This is a genomic window from Porphyrobacter sp. HT-58-2, from assembly GCF_002952215.1.
Taxonomy (GTDB): Bacteria; Pseudomonadota; Alphaproteobacteria; order Sphingomonadales; family Sphingomonadaceae; genus Erythrobacter.
In genome coordinates, this window is sequence record NZ_CP022600.1 from 26,332 (window position 1) to 44,021 (window position 17,690).

Below are 17,690 nucleotides of genomic sequence, written 5' to 3' on the forward strand. Positions count from 1 at the left end.
GCCAATGGTCGCGCTGGTGAGAACGGTTGCCTATCTCGGGCTGGAGGCGCGCAGCGTCGAGGTGCAATGCCAGGTTGGCCCCGGATTGCCGCGCTTCACCGTGGTCGGCCTGCCCGACAAGGCGGTGAGCGAAAGCCGCGAGCGGGTGCAGGCGGCGCTGGCGGCAATGGGCCTCGCGCTGCCGCCCAAGCGAATCACCGTCAACCTCTCGCCCGCCGATCTGCCCAAGGATGGATCGCATTACGATCTGCCGATCGCGCTGGCGCTGCTGGCGGCGATGGGCGTGACCGATGCCGAGCAACTGGGCGACTGGATCGCGGTGGGCGAACTCGCGCTGGATGGCCGGGTGGTCGCCAGCCCCGGTGTGCTGATCGCCGCGCTCCATGCCAGCGAAGCGGGCGCGGGACTGATCTGCCCCGCCGAACAGGGCCCCGAAGCGCGCTGGGCCAGCGGGGTACCGGTTCTGGCCCCGCGCGATCTGATGAGCCTGCTGGGGCATCTCAAGGGCTCGCTGGTGCTGCCCGAACCCCCGCGCGGCGCGGTGGCCGACAGCGCGGGCGGCAATGACCTGCGTCAAGTCAAGGGGCAGGAGACCACCAAGCGCGCGCTCGAAATCGCGGCGGCGGGCGGGCACAATCTGCTGATGGTCGGACCGCCGGGGTCGGGCAAGAGCCTGCTGGCCAGCTGCCTGCCCGCAATCCTACCGCCCTTGACCCCGCCCGAGGCGCTGGAGGTGTCGATGGTGCAGTCGGTCGCGGGGATGCTTGAAGCCGGGCGGATCAGCCGAACCCGGCCCTTCCGCGCCCCCCACCATTCGGCCAGCATGGCGGCATTGACCGGCGGCGGATTGAAGGTGCGCCCGGGCGAAGTCAGCCTTGCGCATCTGGGCGTGTTGTTCCTCGATGAATTGCCCGAATTCCAGCGCCCGGTGCTCGATTCGCTGCGCCAGCCGCTGGAGACCGGGCAGGTCGATGTCGCCCGCGCCAATGCCCACGTCACCTTCCCCGCGCGAGTGCAGCTGGTCGCGGCGATGAACCCATGCCGCTGCGGTTATGCCGGCGATCCGGCGCGCAACTGCAACAAATATCCGCGCTGCATCGGCGATTATCAGGCGCGGTTGTCCGGTCCCTTGCTTGATCGGATCGACCTGCACGTCCACGTCGGCGCGGTCAGCGCGCTCGACATGGCGCTCCCTCCGCCCGCCGAAGGGAGCGCCGAAGTCGCTCGCCGCGTCGCCGCCGCCCGCGCGCGGCAGGTGGCGCGCGGCGTCAGGTCGAATGCGGAACTGGAAGGCGAGAAGCTCGATCACTTCGCCGCTCCGGACGAAGACGGTCGCAAGCTGTTGCTGCAAGCCGCCGAGAAGCTGCGCCTCTCCGCGCGCGGCTACACACGGATGCTGCGGGTCTCGCGCACCATCGCCGATCTGGCGGGCGCGGAAACGGTTGGCCGCGCCCATATCGCAGAAGCCCTGTCCTATCGCCTGATGACGGGGTAAGGAGCGCGCCGAGACCGGCTTCCCCCCCACCATTGGCCGGTCAATCAAGGGCGCATTGGCGATTTCTGACGATCCTTCAGCTTTGGTGACCGATGCCCCGCGTGGCCTGCGCGCCATGCTGGCGGTGCTGCAAGACAGCGCCCGGCGGCGCAAGGCGGCAAGCCTTGCGATTGCGCTCGGCCTTGAAGCGCTGTTGCTCCTGCTGCTCCTGACCCTCGGCGCGCAGATCGCGGGCGTGGACGAAGGCAAGGAGGAGGTCAGCACCTTCGAGGCGATCGAGTTCGCCGCCCCGCCCGAACCCGAGCCGGAACCCGCCACACAGGACACGCCGCAAGACCCCGCCGATCCGCAGCAACCCCAACCGCTGCCCCAGCCCGAACAGCCGCGCCCATCGCCCCTGCTCCTCAATCCGCAACCCGCGCCGGAGCCCCCTCCGCCTGCACCGTCCCAGCAGCCGGAGACACCCCAACCAAGCCCCTCGCCCAAGATCGCGGCGAAGATCAATCCCGGGCGGACCTATGGCCCGGTCGATACCGGCAACCCGCGCATGGCGGGGGACAGTGAGCGGGTCGGGACTGCGCCCAACGGCGAGCCGCTGTTCGCTGCGCGCTGGTACCGCGAGCCGAGCGATTCGGAGCTGGCGGGCTACCTTTCGACCGCCAATGGCCCGGGCTATGCGCTGATCGCCTGCAAGACCGTGCCGGGCTATTATGTCGAGGATTGCGTGCTGCTGAGCGAAGGGCCGCCAGGCTCGATGATGGGCCGCGCCGTGCTTGCTGCGGCATGGCAGTTCCGCGTCAGGCCCGCGCGCATCGGCGGACGCGAGCAGTTTGGCAGCTGGGTGCGGATCAGGATCGATTACTCGGTGCGCAAGGCGAACCGTTAGGTCGGGGGCATGATTTCGGCCAGGGCAGGCGATTGGCGCAGTCCATCGGGCGTGACCGCAGGTTCCGTCATCAACACGGTCTGAACCCGGCGCAGCCCTGCAGGAAAATCGGCTCTGGCCGCAGCAAAGGCGCGGATGACCAGCTCGCTGCAATAAAGCTCGCCGGGATCGGAAAGCCGCAGCCCGTAATCGAACGGAGTCCCGATCGCGCCAAGGGCGACTTGCTGGACGACCTGCCCCTGATCCTCGGTGAGGGTCTGATGCCGGTAGATGGCGAAATCGGCAGCATCCCGCGGATCGAGGAACTGCGCGATGCTCTCTCTGATGACGCCGCCGTCATTGCCGTCCTGATCGGGCACGGCATGAACGATCCAGACCGTCTCCCCGTCTCTCACGACCAGGCCGACATGGGAAAAGCGGGCATCGGAATCGGCAGCAAGAACGGTCGACGCCATGAGATCGCGGCCACGCCGGAAGATCAGATCGCCATCCTTGAGTGATTGCAGCTCAACAGCGGCCAAGGCCGCTCCGGCCTCCATGCTGATGGCCGTGTTTGGCGATAGCGGCGCGAATGATGCCAGCGGACAGGTCAGAACGGCAAGCAGCAGGCCTTTCAGCGCCGCGACGCGCCTACTTGTCGGCACTGATCTTCCACTCGTCATCCATCTTGACGAGCTTGACCTTCTCGGTCTTGGGTTCGCAGCTACCGGCATAGGTGATGCTGACAGTGCCACGCTGCACTGCCTTGTCGCCATCCAGATCGGTGGTGATGTCGGCGATCCCTCCGCAAGCGGCGATCTCCTCCGTCTGCTTGGCCAGTACGGCGCGCAGCTTTTCCTCACCCAGCATCCCGGTCAGTTGCGGCGAGAGTTTGCTGATCGCCTTGTCGTGCTGCCCATCTTCAACCGCGCGGTGGAATTCCTCGATCACGCCCTCGGGCCGCTGGGCGCAACCCGCCAGCAGCGCCGCGCCGCACATCAATGCGAGGATCCTGTTCATCGAATATGCCCCCATCTGGTTTGCTTCATGAATTTCAAGAAGCTGCCCTACTGTCAACCGCATTGGGTGAGCCACGTATATGCGCACGGACAACGGCGATGAAATCCGGCCCCCAGGTTTCCAGCTTCCTTGCCCCCACACCGGGAATGGTACCGAGTTCCGCAAGGGTCTCCGGGCATTGGTGCGCCATGTCACGCAGCACTGAATCATGGAAGATGACATAGGCGGGCAGGCCATGTTCGCTGGCAAGCTCCTTGCGACGGGCGCGCAAGGCCTCGAACAGCGGATTGCCCACCGGGTTTGCGGCATCGCCCGTCCCTCCACCGCGCGTGCGGCGGTTGCGGCGCTGGCGCACGGGCGGTTCGGCAATGGTAACCCTGGCCTCGCCCTTGAGGACGGCACGCGCCTCAGGGCCGAGCGCGAGGCCGCCGTGTTCGGTCGCAGCCAGCATTCCCCTTGCCACCAGGGTCCGGGCCAGCGGGCGCAGCAGCCGCGCCTCGGCCGCATCGACGATCCCGAACACCGACAGCCGGTCATGCCCGCGGCTGGCAATGCGCTCGTCGCTCTGGCCGGTCAGCACCCTTTCGACATGGCCGATACCGAAGCTCTGCCCCGTGCGGTAGACCGCCGACAGGAGCTTCCTTGCCAACTCGCTGGCATCGAGCACCTGCGGCGGTTCAAGGCAGTTGTCGCAATTGCCGCAAGTCTCGCCCGGATGCTCGCCGAAGTGCCGGAGCAGGATCGCGCGGCGACAGGTGGGCGCTTCGACCAGAGCGGCGAGCGCGTTGAGGCGGGCGTTTTCGGCGGGCAGGCGCTCTGGCTCCACTTCGCCCAGCCATTGCTGCGCGCGGGCGAAATCGGACACGCCCCAAAACAGATGGGCTTCCGAAGGGTCGCCATCACGCCCAGCACGGCCGGTTTCCTGATAGTAAGCCTCGATCGACTTGGGCAGCCCGGCATGGATCACGAAACGCACGTCGGGCTTGTCGATACCCATGCCGAAGGCGATGGTCGCGACCATCACCATGTTTTCGGAGGCGACGAAATCGGCCTGTACGGCTGCGCGGCGTTCCGGTTCCAGCCCTGCGTGATAGAACGACGCCTCGCGCCCTGACCGTGTGATGGCGGCGGCGAGGTCCTCGGCCTGCTTGCGGCTCGGGGCGTAGACGATCCCTGCCCCTTCAAGCCTCCCGAGCAGTTCGGTGATCTGACGCGGGCCATTGTCGCGGGGCGTGATGGTGTAGCGGATATTCGGTCGGTCGAACCCGGCGACGATCAGGCCTGCGTCCGGAATGCCGAGCTGGCGCAGGATATCCACCCGTGTCGCCTGATCGGCAGTGGCAGTGAGCGCGAGGCGCGGGACATCGGGGAAACGATCGAGCACCGGGCGCAGCATCCGGTAATCGGGACGGAAATCATGCCCCCATTCGGACACGCAATGTGCCTCGTCGATCGCGAACAGGGCAATCGGCGCGCGCTCAAGCAGGCTCTGAAACCCGGCTGTGGAGGCGCGTTCGGGGGCGACGTAGAGAAGATCGAGATCGCCGTTCCTGAACGCCTCGGCGGTGGCGGCATTGTCGGCATCGGCCGATGTCATGGATGCGGCGCTGATCCCCGCTGCGCGCGCGGAGCGGATCTGGTCGTGCATCAGTGCGATCAGCGGCGATATCACCACGGCCGTGCCGGTTCGGGCGAGCGCGGGTATCTGATAGCACAGGCTCTTGCCCGCACCGGTCGGCATCAGGGCGAGGGTGTGTTCGCCTGCCATGACGCGCCCGATCACTGCCTCCTGCTGCCCGCGGAAAGCGGGATAGCCGAAGGTGCGCTGCAGGATCGCATGAATATCGGGGGTGGCAAGGCCATGCATTGCACCCCGCCTACCCCATGCCTCAGGGCAAAGGCACCCGCACGGGACGACCTATCGACGGATTATCGCGTGGCGGCCAGCTTGGCGGCCTCGATATCGACCACATCCCCCCGGCCGAGGCTGCTGCGTGCTTCTCCGCCCGGCGAGGCCAGCGAACCATCGGCACGGCGGCCAAGGTCAGCAGGCCGCGTCAACCACAGGTCTTGGGGGCCAAGAATGCGACCATCATGCGCGAGGATCGAGACCGGGCCAATCGGCAGGCGATCACGTTCATCGACCAGCACGGGATCCTCGACCACCTGTTCACTACCATATTTCTGCCCCCACTGGCGCAACGCGAGCATCGCAGGAAGCAGATCAAGACCCTTCTCGGTCAGGCGATATTCGATCTTGCGGCGATCATCGGCGCAGGGTTCGCGCTTGAGGATGCCATGCTCGACCAGCTTGGCGAGGCGGTTGGACAGGATGTTGCGGGCGATGCCGAGCTCGCTCAGGAATTCCTCGAAGTGCTTGAGGCCATTGAAGCTGGCCCGGAGAATCATGAACGACCAGCGTTCCCCCATCACTTCCAGCGCCTGCGGCAAGCCGCATTCGATGAGGTCGCGCAGCGGTTCTCTCAATTCGCCCATGATATCTGTCCCTTCCCCTTCCGGGGGCTGTGTAACCGATTTTGCGCGACCGGCAAAAAAATTTCAGTTTTCAGTTGCAACTCGCAACCTAGAAGGTTAGGTAGCGAATAGCAACTGGTTTCGAATCGAAATGTTGCATTGCAAAATACGGCGACAGAGACCATGGGGCCTGGGCCCCGATAAAGACAAAGGCAAAGGAAACCCCGATGACCAACACCTTCTCCCTTCCCCGTTCCGGCAAGCTCGCGATCTTTGCTTCGGCGCTGATCTATACCGGTCTCAGCTTCGGCGTTGCCACCAGCGGCGCGCCGCTTAACGCTGCCGGCACCCCCTATTACAGCGCCACGCTGGCTGCTCCGACCAGCGAAACCCGCGCGGTTGCCGATGGCGTGGCCTGGGCCTGCAAGGACGCGACCTGCATCGCCAACAAGACCACCGCCCGCCCGCTGCGCGTGTGCCGCGGCCTCAACCGCAAGTTCGGCGAAGTCGCCACCTTCAAGGTGAATGGCGAAGAAATGGCCGCTGAAGAACTGGCCAAGTGCAACGGCTGATTGCGGCCTGACTGACCCTCTCTCTCCGCGCGGCGCACCTCTCCAGCCCGCACGGATGTCCCGACCCCCGGCACGCTTTCCCCAGAGCGTGACCGGGGGTTTGGAGTCTTTGGTGGTGCGCTCGCCCATCCGGGCGAGCATCCTCGGCGCTGCACCTCCCCCCGGATCAAGTCCGAGGCAGGGCGCCTGCGGGCGGCCGGTCGGCCTTGCGACGCCTGCGGCGTCGTTAGAGCAGCCCCGCCCCAACCAACTGCGCCTCAAGCGTGCCTGCATTGGTGAACAGATGCGCATCCCACCCGCGCGCGCGGGCGGCGGCGATGTTGGCAGGGTTGTCATCCGTGAAGAACAGCGCGCTGCCCTCGCGCCCGCTGCGCGCCTCGACAATCTCGTAAATGCGCGGATCAGGCTTGGCGACCTTCTCAACACCCGACACGATGATGTCGGCGAAGTGATCGAAGATCGACTGGGTGGGCCGGAACACCTCCCAGAACTCGTCACCGAAATTGGTGAGGCAGTAGAGCGGCACGCCCGCATCCGCCAGCCGTTCGACCAGATCATGAGAGCCTTCGACCGGCCCCGGCACCGTCTCGTTGAACCGCGTCGCATAGGCGCGGATATGGGCTTCGTATTGCGGAAACAGCGCGATTCGTTCCGGCACCATGTCCGCCAGTGCGCGGCCGCGGTCATGTTCGAAATGCCATTCCTCGGTCACGACATTGGCGAGGAACCAGTCGAGCTCCTGCGCGTCATCGATCAGCTTTTCGAACAGCGCGCCCAGCTGCCACTGGAACAGCACCCGCCCGACATCGAACACTACGGCCTTTTGCATGCAACGCCCTCAAAAGCCTGCGGCCCGCGCTCCTGAAAGGAGGCGGGCCGCAAATTCCATCAGCCGCCCGAATCGGGCGGCCTCGTCAGCTTAGCCCTGGCGGGCCTTGAAGCGACGGTCGGTCTTGTTGATCACATAGGTGCGGCCGCGACGACGGATCACCCGGTTATCGCGGTGACGGCCCTTCAGCGACTTGAGGCTGTTGACGATCTTCATGGCGCTTTTTCCAAAAGAGAAGCGCGCCGGAATGGTCCGACGCGCGGAAATTGAAGCGTGCCGTTAGCGGCAAGCCCCGATGGCGTCAATGCGAACCTGCCCGAATCAGCCGCGCAAATCGGTCAATTTACGCTCCCACGCCAAAGCATGGGCGATAATCGTGTCGAGATCGGCGTGTTGCGGCTCCCATCCCAGCGTCGCCTTGAGCCGCACCGGGTTGGAGATCAGCGAATCGGGATCGCCGGCCCGGCGCCCTTCGATCCGGCGGTCGAGCTTGCGATTCGTCACCCGGTCGACGGCGTCGAGCACTTCGTTCACCGAAAAGCCCCGGCCATAGCCACAGTTCATCGTCAGCGAGCGCGCCGGGTCAGCGATCAGCGCCTCCAGCGTCAGCACATGGGCTGCCGCCAGATCGCTGACGTGGATGTAATCGCGCACCCCGGTGCCGTCCGGCGTCGCATAGTCGGTGCCGAACACCGCAACCGATTCGCGCTTGCCCAGCGCCGCCTCGATGGCGACCTTGATGAGATGGGTCGCGCCCGCCGTGGACTGCCCGCTGCGCGCCTGCGGGTCGGCCCCGGCCACATTGAAATAGCGCAGGATGCCGTAATTCAGCGGATGCGCTGCGGCGACATCGGCGAGCATCTGCTCGGTCATCAGCTTCGACCAGCCATAGGGGTTGATCGGACGCTGCGCCGTGTCCTCGCTCACTGCCGCAACATCGGGAATGCCATAGGTCGCGGCGGTCGAGGAAAAGATGAAGTGACCCACCCCCGCCTTCACTGCCGCTGCGATCAGCGCGCGGCTCTTGGCGGTGTTGTTGTGATAGTATTTGAGCGGGTCGGCGACGCTTTCCGGCACCACGATCGAACCGGCGAAATGCATGATCGCGCCCGTTCCTTGCTCGGCGAAAATCCGCGCCAGCAGATCAGCATCTTCGATATCGCCTTCATACAGCAGTACATCATCAGGGATCGCAAAGCGAAAACCCGTGGTCAGGTTGTCGATCACGCAGACCTGCCAGCCCGCGTCGCGCAGGGCCAGCACCGCGTGGCTGCCGATATAGCCCGCGCCGCCGGTCACCAGCACGGATGGTCTGTCACTGGACGTCATACAGCCCCCCTTAACCCTCGATCCGCTTAGAATTTCTCAACGCCATGCAGACACACACGAGCCTGTGCATCGGCTGGCTCGCGTCCTATAGTCGGCTGGCCATTAAAGGAACCCGCTCATGCTGCGTATCCATATGATTGCCCCGCTTGCCGCCGCAACCGCACTGTCGGCCTGTGCGACCACGCCCTATACCGGCCCGGTCGAAGTCACCCGCTTTGTCGCGGCCGATCCGTCGCCGCTGGGTCGCGGGACGATTGCGCTCTCTTTCCCCGACGAGGTCAGCAACCAGGCCGCGCGCCAGGCCTTCGCCGCTGCGGTCAGCGCGGAGCTGACGCGGCTTGGCTACAGCGTCGTCTCCGAAGGCATTCCCGCAGGGCAGACCGCCACAGTTCGCACCAGCCGCGCGCCGATTGCCGCTGCCCCGGTGGATCAGCGCGGGCCGGTCAATGTCGGCGTGGGCGGGCAGACCGGCAGCTTCGGCTCCGGCCTCGGCATGGGGGTGGGCATCAATCTGGGCGGCGGGCGTGAACGACCTCAGGCCATGACCGAGCTCTCGGTGCGCATCACCGCTGCCGAAGGCGCGACCCTGTGGGAAGGCCGCGCGCAACTGGCAACCGGGGTGAAATCGCCTTTCTCCCAAGTCGAAACCAGCGCCCGCACGCTGGCCGCCGGGTTGTTCCGGGACTTCCCCGGTGGCAATGGCGAGACCGTATCGATCAACGCCAAGAAGCTTCAAGGGAACTGATGACCGCTCTTTTCATCGATGCCGCTTTCGATAGCGGCAATATCGACGTGCTGGGAATTTCGGGGAACACCGCCAGCCTCGCAATCCGGCGCGACAATGCCTCGGAATTCTTCCAGTGGTTCCATTTCCGCGTCACCGCGCCCGCGGGCGAGGACGTGGTGCTCAAGATCACCGGCTTGAATGCCAGTGCCTATCCGGGCGGCTGGCCGGACTATGACGCATGCTTGTCCGAAGACCGCGCCTACTGGGCGCGCGCAGCCAGCAGCTTCGACAAGGACGAGGACGGCGGCACGCTCACGATCCGCTATCTGCCGGCGGGCGGCGTGTTCTGGTGCGCCTATTTCGCACCCTACTCGATGGAGCGCCACCACGATCTGATCGCCGAGGCCGCATCATCCGAGGGCGTCGATTACGTGCGGCTCGGCACCACGCTCGATGGTCAGCCGATCGATTGCCTGGAGATGGGCGAAGGCACCACGCAAGTGTGGCTCTATGCCCGCCAGCATCCGGGCGAGACCCAGGCGGAATGGTGGATGGAGGGCGCGCTGGAATGCCTGACCGACCCCGCCGATCCGGTTGCGCGCGCGCTGCGGGCGAAGTGCCGCCTGCACATTGTTCCCAATTGCAACCCCGATGGTTCGCGCCGCGGGCATTTGCGAACCAATGCGGTTGGCGCGAATCTCAACCGCGAATGGGCCGAACCAACCCCGGAACGCTCGCCCGAAGTCCTCGCCATCCGCAACCGTATGGACGAAACAGGGGTCGATTTCGCGATAGATGTCCACGCCGACGAGGCGATCCCGGCCGCCTTCCTCGCCGGGTTCGAAGGCATTCCTTCATGGACCGACGCGCAGGGTGAAGGCTTCTACCGATATCAGGCGATCCTCGACCGGCGCACGCCTGACTTCCAGACGAAGCTCGGCTACCCCAAGGCCCCGGCGGGCCGCGCGAACTTGTCCATGAGCACCAACCAGCTCGCCGAACGTTTCGGCGCGGTCGCGATGACGCTGGAGATGCCTTACAAGGATCTCGCCGACTTCCCCGAACCTGAACAAGGCTGGTCGCCGGAACGCTGCAAGCTGCTGGGCCGCGAATGCCTTGCCGCGCTGGTGGAGTGGCTGGAAAGCAACGAGGCCTAGTCCCCGCAATTTCCCTCTCCTCCGCCGCCGTGGTATCGTGGCTGCGCAACAAGGAGGGGGAGCAGTATGGCCGGATACGACAATTTCCTGAACCGCCGCAACGCGCTGGCAGGGCTCGGCGCGGCATCACTGGCAGGCCTGTGGGCCAGTCAGGCGGGCGCACAGGGGCTTGGCGGCCTGCTTGGTGGCAAGGGCAGGGGCAAGGGCGGCGGCCTGTCGGCATTGCTCGGCAAGGCGACCGACAGCGCGCTCGACAAGCTGGCCCAGCCCGGTGCCTTCTTCAATGACGAGGACATTCGCATCGGCCTGCCGATCCCCGGCCTGACCGGCGGGCGTGGGGGCGGAGGCGTTGGCGGCCTGCTCGGCTCGGTGATGGGGGCGGGCAATCGCCTCGGCCTGCTTGATGGGCTGACGCGCGGCATAAATGATGCCGCTGGCGTTGCCGCTGGCGAGGCCAAGCCGATCTTCCGCGAGGCAATCGACGGCCTGTCTTTCAACGATGCGCCGGGAATCATCCGCGAGGACGACGGCGGCACGCAATATCTGCGCCGCTCGGCCAATGACCGGCTGCATTCGCGGCTCGAACCGCTGATCGACAGCGCGCTGGAGCGAGCCGGGATCCACCGTGAATTCGACAAGCTCGCCCAGCAGCATGGCTTCATCCGCCAGGCGGGGCTGACCCGCGACAGCATCAACCGCTCCGTCACCGATCAGGGGCTGGACGGCATTTTCACTTATATCGGACGCGAGGAACGCGATTTCCGCAAGAACCCGCTGGGCGGATTGGGCAACCTGCTCGGGAATTAGTGGCCGAGATTGGCCGGCCCGAAGGCGTGGGGCAGCAGCGCCGAAAGGGTCACACGGCGCACATCGCCCCCCTCGCCCTTGCGCGCTACACACAGCACCAGCGGATCGGTGCCGCCCAGCGCCGCGACCTCGTTCAGCACCTGGCGGCAGCGCCCGCAGGGGGTGATCGGTGCGCTGTCTGCCTTGAGGCCGACCACCGCCACCGCCACAAGGCCGCCGCGCCGCCCCTCGGCGAAGGCCTTGCCGACCGCCACCGTCTCGGCACAAAGGGCAAGGCCGTAGCTCGCGTTTTCGACATTGCAGCCGGTGATCACCGCACCGTCATCGAACAGCAGCGCCGCGCCGACCGGGTAATCGGAATAGGGCGCATAGGCGTTCGCGGCCGCCGCAAAGGCAGCGGCGATCAGAGCCTGTTCCTGCGTTTCATCGAGGTTCATTTCTGCACCACCATCCATTCCACCGGATCCGCGCTCGCCTCGGTAAAGCGCGCGGAATTGGCGCTCCATAGCAGCCAGGGGCGTCCGGCATAGTCCGGCCGCGCCCGGTCACGCACCAGCCAAAGGTCGCGCGCCAGTGCTGTCGCGGTGCGGTGCCGTTCTTCGAAGGCAGGCAGCAGCTTGAGGATCACCGGCTTGCCCGCGTGCATCTCGATCTGGTTGATCAGCGTCATCAGCTCACTTTCGACCGCTGCATCGCTGACCTTGGGGGTGCAGCTATCGGCCAGCCGGGCAAGGCCGATCGCGGGCGGCAGCAGATCAGCATCGCGCGGCACCATCTGGACAAAGCTGCCGCTCTGGATGTCAGCGCGCACGCAGGGATCGAAATTCAGCAGCACGCCCACCTGCAAGCCCGCCGCCCGCGCCCGCGCCACGCGCTGAGGAAAGGTCAGGCCGCCATTGAACTGCGGTTCGGGGGTGAGCGGCAGATAGACGAACTGCACGCCGATCGCCTTGAGCGTCTCGAATCGGACCTCTGCGTTACTGGCTGGGAGCAAGGCGCCCTGTTCGGGATAAAGCGCGGGGTCAGGTCGCCATGATCGCATATCCCACCACAGCCACACCGCAAAGGCGATGGCGAACAGCACCGCCAGCGCCAGCAGCCGCAACAGCCAGCGACGGGGCGACTTGCGCCCAGCGTTCCTGCGCCCCTTGGCCATGTCCCTTTGCCCTGCCCTCAGCCCTTGATGTGCAGCACGCAGATCAGCGTGAACAGCCGCCGCGCGGTGGCGAAATCGGTTTCGACCTTGCCTTCGAGGCGCTCCAGCAGCAGCTCCGCAGCGTTATTGTGAATGCCCCGGCGCGCCATGTCGATCGTCTCGATCTCGGCCGGGGTGGCCTTGCGGATCGCCTGATAATAGCTGTCGCAGATGGCGAAATATTCGCGGATCGGACGGCGGAAACGGGCCATGCCGATCAGAAGCGTCTCCAGCAACTGGCCGCCGGTGTCGGCAATGTCCATCACCAGCCGCCCGTCGGTCACCGACAGATGCAGGTGATAGGGGCCTGGCGCCCCGCGCTCGGCCGACCGCAGCGGCCTGAAGGTGTTCTCCTCGATCAGATCATAGATCGCCACGCGCCGTTCCTGCTCGACATCGGCATTGCGCCACAGGATCGTCGCTTCATCGAGTGTCACCTGGGCAATGCGTTGCGCGCCCCCCGCGCCGGGGGCGGAAGACACAGGCAGGGAATCGGGCGGCGGTTCAGCCATGGCCCTGCCTTCGCAGATCGAGGGGCGACACTTCAAGCACTTCGACACAATCTCCCCACTATCCACAGCGTGGCGGAGAAATATTGGCCCCCACCACCCTTGCGCGCATCCGGCTGGCGGCGCATCAGGCGGGCATATCCAGACCCGCAAAAGTCGCGAGAATCAACATCACACCCGAAGACAACGACGGCTTGCTGCGCAAGCTGCCCTACAATCTCGAAGCCGAAGCCGCCTTTCTGGGCGCGGTGCTGATCGACAACCGCGTGCTGGAAGAATTGCAGGTGCCGATCCGGGCCGAACACTTCTTCGAGCCGCTGCATCAGCGCATCTACACCCGCATCCTTGCCCTGCTCGAACGCAACGCCACCGCTTCGCCTGTCACCCTGCGCCCGTTCTTCGAGGCGGATGAGGCGCTGAAAGAACTGGGCGGCACGTCATACCTTGCGCAGTTGACCGCGAGCGGCGCGGGCCTGCTCGCCCCGCGCGAACTGGCCCAGCAGATCTACGATCTTGCCCTGCTGCGCGAGCTGGTAAGCGTCGGGCGCGGGCTGGTCGAAGGGGCGCTCGATACATCGGAAGACACCTCGCCGATGGATCGCATCGCCCAGGCCGAGGCGGATCTGTTCCGTGTCGCCGAAGGTGCGGCGACAGGGCGCGAGGCATCGACCTTCCGCGAAGCCGCGATGCAAGCGATCAGGCTGGCCGAGGCGGCGATGAATTCGGGCGGCGGCCTGTCGGGCAAGACCACCGGCCTTGCCACGATCGACCAGCGCACGTCAGGGCTGCACAATTCCGACCTCATCATCCTTGCGGGCCGCCCCGGCATGGGCAAGACCTCGCTGGCCACCAACATCGCGTTCAACTGCGCCGAGGCCCATCTCACCTGGCAGAGCGAAGGCGGCGAGTTCAACTATGGCGCGCCGGTTGCCTTCTTCAGCCTGGAAATGAGCGCCGATCAGCTGGCGACCCGCATTCTCGCCGAGCAGGCGGAGATATCGTCGGAGGCGCTGCGCAGCGGCAAGCTGACGCGCGAGGATTTCCAGAAGCTGTCCTATGCCAGCCAGCGGCTTGCCGAACTGCCGCTCTATATCGACGATACGCCCGCGCTCACCATCGCCGCGCTGCGCACCCGCGCGCGGCGGATGAAGCGACGGCACGATATCGGCCTGATCATCGTCGACTACCTGCAGCTGCTGCAGGGATCGGGCCGCGCCAACGACAACCGCGTCAACGAAATCTCGGAAATCAGCCGCGGCCTCAAGACACTGGCGAAGGAATTGCAGGTCCCGGTGATCGCGCTCTCGCAGCTCTCCCGCGCGGTCGAACAGCGAGAAGACAAGCGCCCGCAGCTGTCCGACCTCAGGGAATCCGGCTCGATCGAGCAGGACGCGGACATGGTGTGGTTCATCTTCCGCGGCGATTACTATCACCTGCTGGTCAAGCCCGACACGCCCGATGCTTCCTCGCCGCCAGATGTGCAGGAGAAATACCGGCAGTGGGAGGAGAAGTTCGAAGGCCTGGTCGGCAAGGCCACGCTGATCGTGGCGAAGCAGCGCCACGGTTCGACCGGCAATGTCCCGCTCCACTTCCAGAGCGACATTACCAAATTCACCTCCCCGAATTTCAAGGACTATTCGGATTACGGCTTCGAATAGCGAGGCTTCGAGCCGGCCCGCTCGCGACCGCGCCCGGCCCTATCCCGCACCCAGCTTGCTGACGCGGTAATCGGCAAGGTTCATCCAATAGGCCAGCCGCCAGCGCAGCCGCGTCAGAGGGCTGCTGTGCCGCGCATACCACGCCGGGGTGATCGGCTCGCTCGCGGCCTCCATGTGGTCGATCAGCTTGCGCAAGGCGGCCGCCAACCCCGCATCCTCGATGCGTACCATCAGCTCGACATTGATGCGGAAGCTCCGCTTGTCGAGATTGGCGCTGCCGACATAGCTCACATCGTCCACCACCAGCAGCTTCATGTGTAGCTTGCACTGAGCGAATTCGAAGATCCGCGCGCCCGCCGCCAGCAGCTTGCGATAGAGCAGCCGCGCCATGTCGATCGCGGCGCCGATATCGGACTTGCCCGGCGTGATCAGCCGCACTTTGCCGCGCCGCGCGACCCGGGCGATCTGACCGCGAAAGCTGCGCGGAGGCGAGAAATAGGCCGAGACCGCATCGAACCGCCGCGCCGACACCAGATCGCGGCGCAGCATCCACGCCCAGTGGCCGCGCCGAACCAGCGGCCCACCGACCAGCAGTTGCACCGGCCCTTCCCCGCCCTCCCATTGCTTGACGATGTCGCGCAGCGCCTTGAGCTGGAGCGCGCGCCCGTCAGCCTCGTTCGCCACCCATGCACCCAGCAGGCCGAACCAGCGGACGAACTGCGCCACCACCGGGCCTTCGATCACCACCGCAAGATCGCACCAGCCATTTTCTGCCGGAGTGGCGAAGTAATGGTCCGAGACATTTGCGCCGCCGGTCATGACGCGCGTATCGTCGGCAATTGCCATCTTCTGATGATTGCGCACCAGATAGCGCGTTCCCCACCGAGGGCTGAACACCGCAAAGGTGCCACCCGCCTTAACCAGCGGCGCGAAGAAGGCGGAACCCGCATCATTGCCGAAATCATCGACGATCAGGCTCACCGCCACCCCGCGCTTTGCCGCCGCCACCAGCGCATCGCGCACCTGCTGGCCTGAGGCATCGCTGTCGAACAGGTAGTAGAACAGCTTGAGGCTCGCCCTTGCGCCTTCAATCAGTTCGATCAGCGCCTTCAGGCGATCGCGTCCATGGGGATAGAAGGTGAAATCATGCCCCGCAGCCGAGACGCGGAACGGTTCTGGATCGCGGTAAACAGGCGCGCCGGATTCGGATGAGGCAGAGGCGGGATCGGTGGCCATGGGCGCATCTTAGCCCAAAGCGGCGACAGAGCCACAGGGGTTCGCGCCTGGCAGGCGTCAGGCCGGCTCCACAGGCGCATGCGGCAAGGCAATGCCCACGCTCGCGGCAAAGGCTTCGAGCAGCGGGCCGTCAAAATGCCCGTCCCAGCCTGCCATCGCCGCCAGCGCCTTGGCCGGGGTCCATGCCTGCTTGTAGGCGCGGTTCGAAGTCAGCGCATCATAGACATCGCAGATCGCCCCCATGCGCGCGACCAGAGGGATCGCCTCGCCCGACAATTGCAGCGGATAGCCCGTCCCGTCGATCTTCTCGTGATGGAGCCGGGCCACCGTCATCGCTGCCTCGGGCAGATCCGGCACCATGCTGAGCATCGCAAAGCCTTCTTCGGCATGGGCCTGAACCTGCAGGTATTCGGCATCGGTCAGCGCCCCGCGCTTGTGCAGCACATCGGCAGGAACGCGCATCTTGCCGACATCGTGGAGCAAGCCGGCCAGGCCGCATTCGCGCGCCTCGCTCTCGGCCATTCCGAGCTGCCGCGCCAGCTTCAGCATCAGCGCGCACACGGCGACCGAATGGAGATAGGTATATTCATCGGCGGTCTTCATCCGGATCACATCGAGCAGCTTGTGCTCCCCGCGCGCGAACAGATCGTCCATTTCCGCAACCAGCGACATCGCCTCGGCGACCGGCACAGCCTGCCCCAGCCGCGCCGAATCGAACAGGGCCTGCACCACCACCTTACCGCGCGTGACTGTGCGTTCGGCGCGGGCCTGTTCTGGGGAAACCGGTGCCTCGGGCGGCCGGGTGCGCACCCGCCGGACAGCTGTCCGGCGCGCAACGGCGGGGGCAGGTGGTGGCGGGGCTGCGGGCGAGATGATGGCCGGAGACGGGGCCTCGTCATGCTCGATCAGGCCGCAGCCCAGCGCTTCATCGATTTCGATATAGGGCACGGCGCAGTTGCGCAGGATGTCGACATCGGTCTGAGACGTCAGCTTGAAGCGCGTGCGCCAGAAGGGGTGGCTGAAGAACGACCCCCCGAAACCCCGCACATACATGCCCAGCCGGACCTGCCCCGGCTCAATCCGCCTGATCACGCGCCTGCAACCTTTTGCCGGGGGTCTGACATCAATACCTCCATGGGGCCGGGCTAGCCGATCGGGACGAAAGCAGGTCTTGGCGCGCACCCTGAGGAAACTACGTAGACCACTCCCATGTTGCGCGCGTGCAATGGGCGTTTTCCTTGACTCTCGGCGCCCTCGTGCCTAGCTGCGCTCTTCCCTTTCCCCAGCATTTGCGAAAAGGCCGCCAATGGCACGCGTTACCGTTGAAGATTGCGTCGACAAGGTTCCCAACCGTTTTGACCTCGTTCTGCTCGCCGCTCAGCGGGCGCGCGAGATTTCGGGCGGCAGCGAACTCACCATCGACCGTGATCGCGACAAGAACCCGGTCGTGGCGCTGCGCGAAATCGCCGAACAGACGATCACCCCGGCAGGCCTGCATGAATCGCTGGTGACCGGCCTGCAGAAGATCCTCCCCGATGATGAGGATGAAGCGGACGAAATCGGCTCGCTCAGCCAGTCGGCTGAAGCCCTGCGGATCACCGCTTCGGCTCCGGCGCGCACTTCGTCGCTGGGTGGCGATTACGACGGCTGATCGGCGTTAGAAGACGGATAATCGCCTTCTTTCAATAATTTGCTGTAATTTCAGGGGTCATCTAGGCTCGGTTTGACCCATGCCTGACCCCCGTTAGGCACCCTTTAGCCGCTGCTTGACCGCTTCTTGACCCGGCTTGTCTCGGCCTTGCCATGCCGCCGCGCG

Annotated in this window: 20 protein-coding genes; 8 read left to right on the forward strand and 12 right to left on the reverse strand. The window is 65.6% G+C overall.

Translation table 11 applies throughout. The features are described 5' to 3' along the window. Positions 1–4 precede the first annotated feature (4 nt). Both CHX26_RS00135 and CHX26_RS00140 read left to right on the forward strand, forming a co-directional pair. Entirely contained in the window at positions 5–1,495 is a 1,491-nt protein-coding gene (locus CHX26_RS00135) for a YifB family Mg chelatase-like AAA ATPase (protein WP_104940621.1), read from the forward strand. 85 nt (positions 1,496–1,580) lie between these two features. Next, on the forward strand, positions 1,581–2,381 hold the full coding sequence (locus tag CHX26_RS00140; RefSeq protein WP_146107599.1) for a hypothetical protein: 801 nt from the start codon (positions 1,581–1,583) through the stop codon (positions 2,379–2,381). Here the strand turns inward: CHX26_RS00140 and CHX26_RS00145 are convergent. The 4 genes from CHX26_RS00145 to CHX26_RS00160 form a co-directional block, all read right to left on the reverse strand. Further along, a complete protein-coding gene (locus tag CHX26_RS00145; RefSeq protein ID WP_172449617.1) occupies positions 2,378–3,025 on the reverse strand; it encodes a YiiX/YebB-like N1pC/P60 family cysteine hydrolase in 648 nt (215 codons plus the stop codon). The two genes, CHX26_RS00140 and CHX26_RS00145, sit on opposite strands and share 4 nt — an antisense overlap. Beyond that, complete coding sequence (locus CHX26_RS00150; protein ID WP_172449619.1) at positions 3,012–3,380, reverse strand: DUF4878 domain-containing protein; 369 nt, start codon at positions 3,378–3,380, stop codon at positions 3,012–3,014. The genes CHX26_RS00145 and CHX26_RS00150 overlap by 14 nt, the downstream gene beginning before the upstream one ends. A gap of 34 nt (positions 3,381–3,414) precedes the next feature. After that, positions 3,415–5,247: a DNA helicase RecQ gene (gene recQ, locus CHX26_RS00155; protein ID WP_104940625.1), complete on the reverse strand. Its 1,833-nt coding sequence runs from the start codon at positions 5,245–5,247 to the stop codon at positions 3,415–3,417. A gap of 62 nt (positions 5,248–5,309) precedes the next feature. Beyond that, entirely contained in the window at positions 5,310–5,876 is a 567-nt protein-coding gene (locus tag CHX26_RS00160) for a winged helix-turn-helix transcriptional regulator (protein ID WP_104940626.1), read from the reverse strand. 206 nt (positions 5,877–6,082) lie between these two features. Between CHX26_RS00160 and CHX26_RS00165 the strand changes: the two genes are divergently transcribed. Next, complete coding sequence (locus tag CHX26_RS00165; RefSeq protein WP_104940627.1) at positions 6,083–6,427, forward strand: CC_3452 family protein; 345 nt, start codon at positions 6,083–6,085, stop codon at positions 6,425–6,427. Between the two features lie 226 nt (positions 6,428–6,653). Here the strand turns inward: CHX26_RS00165 and CHX26_RS00170 are convergent, their stop codons facing one another. The 3 genes from CHX26_RS00170 to galE form a co-directional block, all read right to left on the reverse strand. After that, entirely contained in the window at positions 6,654–7,256 is a 603-nt protein-coding gene (locus tag CHX26_RS00170) for an HAD-IA family hydrolase (protein WP_104940628.1), read from the reverse strand. A gap of 90 nt (positions 7,257–7,346) precedes the next feature. Further along, positions 7,347–7,472, reverse strand: coding sequence for a type B 50S ribosomal protein L36 (gene ykgO / locus CHX26_RS00175; RefSeq protein WP_017666014.1), 126 nt, complete (start codon positions 7,470–7,472; stop codon positions 7,347–7,349). Positions 7,473–7,577: 105 nt separating this feature from the next. Then, entirely contained in the window at positions 7,578–8,585 is a 1,008-nt protein-coding gene (gene galE, locus CHX26_RS00180) for a UDP-glucose 4-epimerase GalE (RefSeq protein ID WP_104940629.1), read from the reverse strand. A gap of 118 nt (positions 8,586–8,703) precedes the next feature. Here galE and CHX26_RS00185 point away from each other — a divergent pair, with 118 nt between their 5' ends. The 3 genes from CHX26_RS00185 (at position 8,704) to CHX26_RS00195 (ending at position 11,276) form a co-directional block, all read left to right on the forward strand. Then, positions 8,704–9,330 (forward strand): hypothetical protein, encoded by a 627-nt coding sequence (locus tag CHX26_RS00185; RefSeq protein ID WP_104940630.1) that lies wholly within the window; start codon positions 8,704–8,706, stop codon positions 9,328–9,330. Then, positions 9,330–10,469: a M14 family metallopeptidase gene (locus CHX26_RS00190; protein ID WP_104940631.1), complete on the forward strand. Its 1,140-nt coding sequence runs from the start codon at positions 9,330–9,332 to the stop codon at positions 10,467–10,469. The genes CHX26_RS00185 and CHX26_RS00190 overlap by 1 nt, the downstream gene beginning before the upstream one ends. Before the next feature lie 66 nt (positions 10,470–10,535). Continuing rightward, the gene (locus CHX26_RS00195; RefSeq protein ID WP_104940632.1) at positions 10,536–11,276 is read left to right on the forward strand and encodes a DUF4197 domain-containing protein; all 741 of its coding nucleotides are present in this window, start codon (positions 10,536–10,538) and stop codon (positions 11,274–11,276) included. Here the strand turns inward: CHX26_RS00195 and CHX26_RS00200 are convergent. Genes CHX26_RS00200 through CHX26_RS00210 form a run of 3 tightly spaced genes read right to left on the reverse strand, consistent with a single transcriptional unit; the run spans position 11,273 to position 12,983 of the window. Then, the gene (locus tag CHX26_RS00200; RefSeq protein WP_104943151.1) at positions 11,273–11,713 is read right to left on the reverse strand and encodes a cytidine deaminase; all 441 of its coding nucleotides are present in this window, start codon (positions 11,711–11,713) and stop codon (positions 11,273–11,275) included. The two genes, CHX26_RS00195 and CHX26_RS00200, sit on opposite strands and share 4 nt — an antisense overlap. After that, positions 11,710–12,432 carry a glycoside hydrolase family 25 protein gene (locus tag CHX26_RS00205; RefSeq protein WP_104940633.1) on the reverse strand — a complete coding sequence of 241 codons (723 nt, stop codon included), beginning with the start codon at positions 12,430–12,432 and terminating at the stop codon, positions 11,710–11,712. Before CHX26_RS00205 ends, CHX26_RS00200 begins: the two co-directional genes overlap by 4 nt. Before the next feature lie 17 nt (positions 12,433–12,449). After that, positions 12,450–12,983, reverse strand: a complete 534-nt coding sequence (locus CHX26_RS00210; protein ID WP_233997207.1) for a UPF0262 family protein — start codon at positions 12,981–12,983, stop codon at positions 12,450–12,452. 161 nt (positions 12,984–13,144) lie between these two features. Between CHX26_RS00210 and CHX26_RS00215 the strand changes: the two genes are divergently transcribed. Beyond that, entirely contained in the window at positions 13,145–14,638 is a 1,494-nt protein-coding gene (locus CHX26_RS00215) for a replicative DNA helicase (RefSeq protein WP_233997365.1), read from the forward strand. Between the two features lie 39 nt (positions 14,639–14,677). Here the strand turns inward: CHX26_RS00215 and CHX26_RS00220 are convergent, their stop codons facing one another. Both CHX26_RS00220 and CHX26_RS00225 read right to left on the reverse strand, forming a co-directional pair. After that, a complete protein-coding gene (locus CHX26_RS00220) occupies positions 14,678–15,874 on the reverse strand; it encodes a phospholipase D-like domain-containing protein (protein WP_104940634.1) in 1,197 nt (398 codons plus the stop codon). Between the two features lie 57 nt (positions 15,875–15,931). Beyond that, a complete protein-coding gene (locus CHX26_RS00225) occupies positions 15,932–16,966 on the reverse strand; it encodes an HD-GYP domain-containing protein (RefSeq protein WP_146107600.1) in 1,035 nt (344 codons plus the stop codon). 214 nt (positions 16,967–17,180) lie between these two features. Here CHX26_RS00225 and rpoZ point away from each other — a divergent pair, with 214 nt between their 5' ends. Then, complete coding sequence (gene rpoZ, locus CHX26_RS00230; RefSeq protein ID WP_086738144.1) at positions 17,181–17,525, forward strand: DNA-directed RNA polymerase subunit omega; 345 nt, start codon at positions 17,181–17,183, stop codon at positions 17,523–17,525. The last annotated feature ends 165 nt before the right edge of the window (positions 17,526–17,690 follow it).

Bases quoted from the DNA above. Each gene is read 5' to 3' on its own strand.
- CHX26_RS00135 (WP_104940621.1), top strand. From the start codon at position 5: ATGGTCGCGCTGGTGAGAACGGTTGCCTATCTCGGGCTGGAGGCGCGC.
- CHX26_RS00150 (WP_172449619.1), bottom strand. From the start codon at position 3,380: ATGAACAGGATCCTCGCATTGATGTGCGGCGCGGCGCTGCTGGCGGGT.
- recQ (WP_104940625.1), bottom strand. From the start codon at position 5,247: ATGCATGGCCTTGCCACCCCCGATATTCATGCGATCCTGCAGCGCACC.
- CHX26_RS00160 (WP_104940626.1), bottom strand. From the start codon at position 5,876: ATGGGCGAATTGAGAGAACCGCTGCGCGACCTCATCGAATGCGGCTTG.
- CHX26_RS00165 (WP_104940627.1), top strand. From the start codon at position 6,083: ATGACCAACACCTTCTCCCTTCCCCGTTCCGGCAAGCTCGCGATCTTT.
- CHX26_RS00170 (WP_104940628.1), bottom strand. From the start codon at position 7,256: ATGCAAAAGGCCGTAGTGTTCGATGTCGGGCGGGTGCTGTTCCAGTGG.
- ykgO (WP_017666014.1), bottom strand. From the start codon at position 7,472: ATGAAGATCGTCAACAGCCTCAAGTCGCTGAAGGGCCGTCACCGCGAT.
- galE (WP_104940629.1), bottom strand. From the start codon at position 8,585: ATGACGTCCAGTGACAGACCATCCGTGCTGGTGACCGGCGGCGCGGGC.
- CHX26_RS00185 (WP_104940630.1), top strand. From the start codon at position 8,704: ATGCTGCGTATCCATATGATTGCCCCGCTTGCCGCCGCAACCGCACTG.
- CHX26_RS00190 (WP_104940631.1), top strand. From the start codon at position 9,330: ATGACCGCTCTTTTCATCGATGCCGCTTTCGATAGCGGCAATATCGAC.
- CHX26_RS00195 (WP_104940632.1), top strand. From the start codon at position 10,536: ATGGCCGGATACGACAATTTCCTGAACCGCCGCAACGCGCTGGCAGGG.
- CHX26_RS00200 (WP_104943151.1), bottom strand. From the start codon at position 11,713: ATGAACCTCGATGAAACGCAGGAACAGGCTCTGATCGCCGCTGCCTTT.
- CHX26_RS00205 (WP_104940633.1), bottom strand. From the start codon at position 12,432: ATGGCCAAGGGGCGCAGGAACGCTGGGCGCAAGTCGCCCCGTCGCTGG.
- CHX26_RS00210 (WP_233997207.1), bottom strand. From the start codon at position 12,983: ATGGCTGAACCGCCGCCCGATTCCCTGCCTGTGTCTTCCGCCCCCGGC.
- CHX26_RS00220 (WP_104940634.1), bottom strand. From the start codon at position 15,874: ATGGCCACCGATCCCGCCTCTGCCTCATCCGAATCCGGCGCGCCTGTT.
- rpoZ (WP_086738144.1), top strand. From the start codon at position 17,181: ATGGCACGCGTTACCGTTGAAGATTGCGTCGACAAGGTTCCCAACCGT.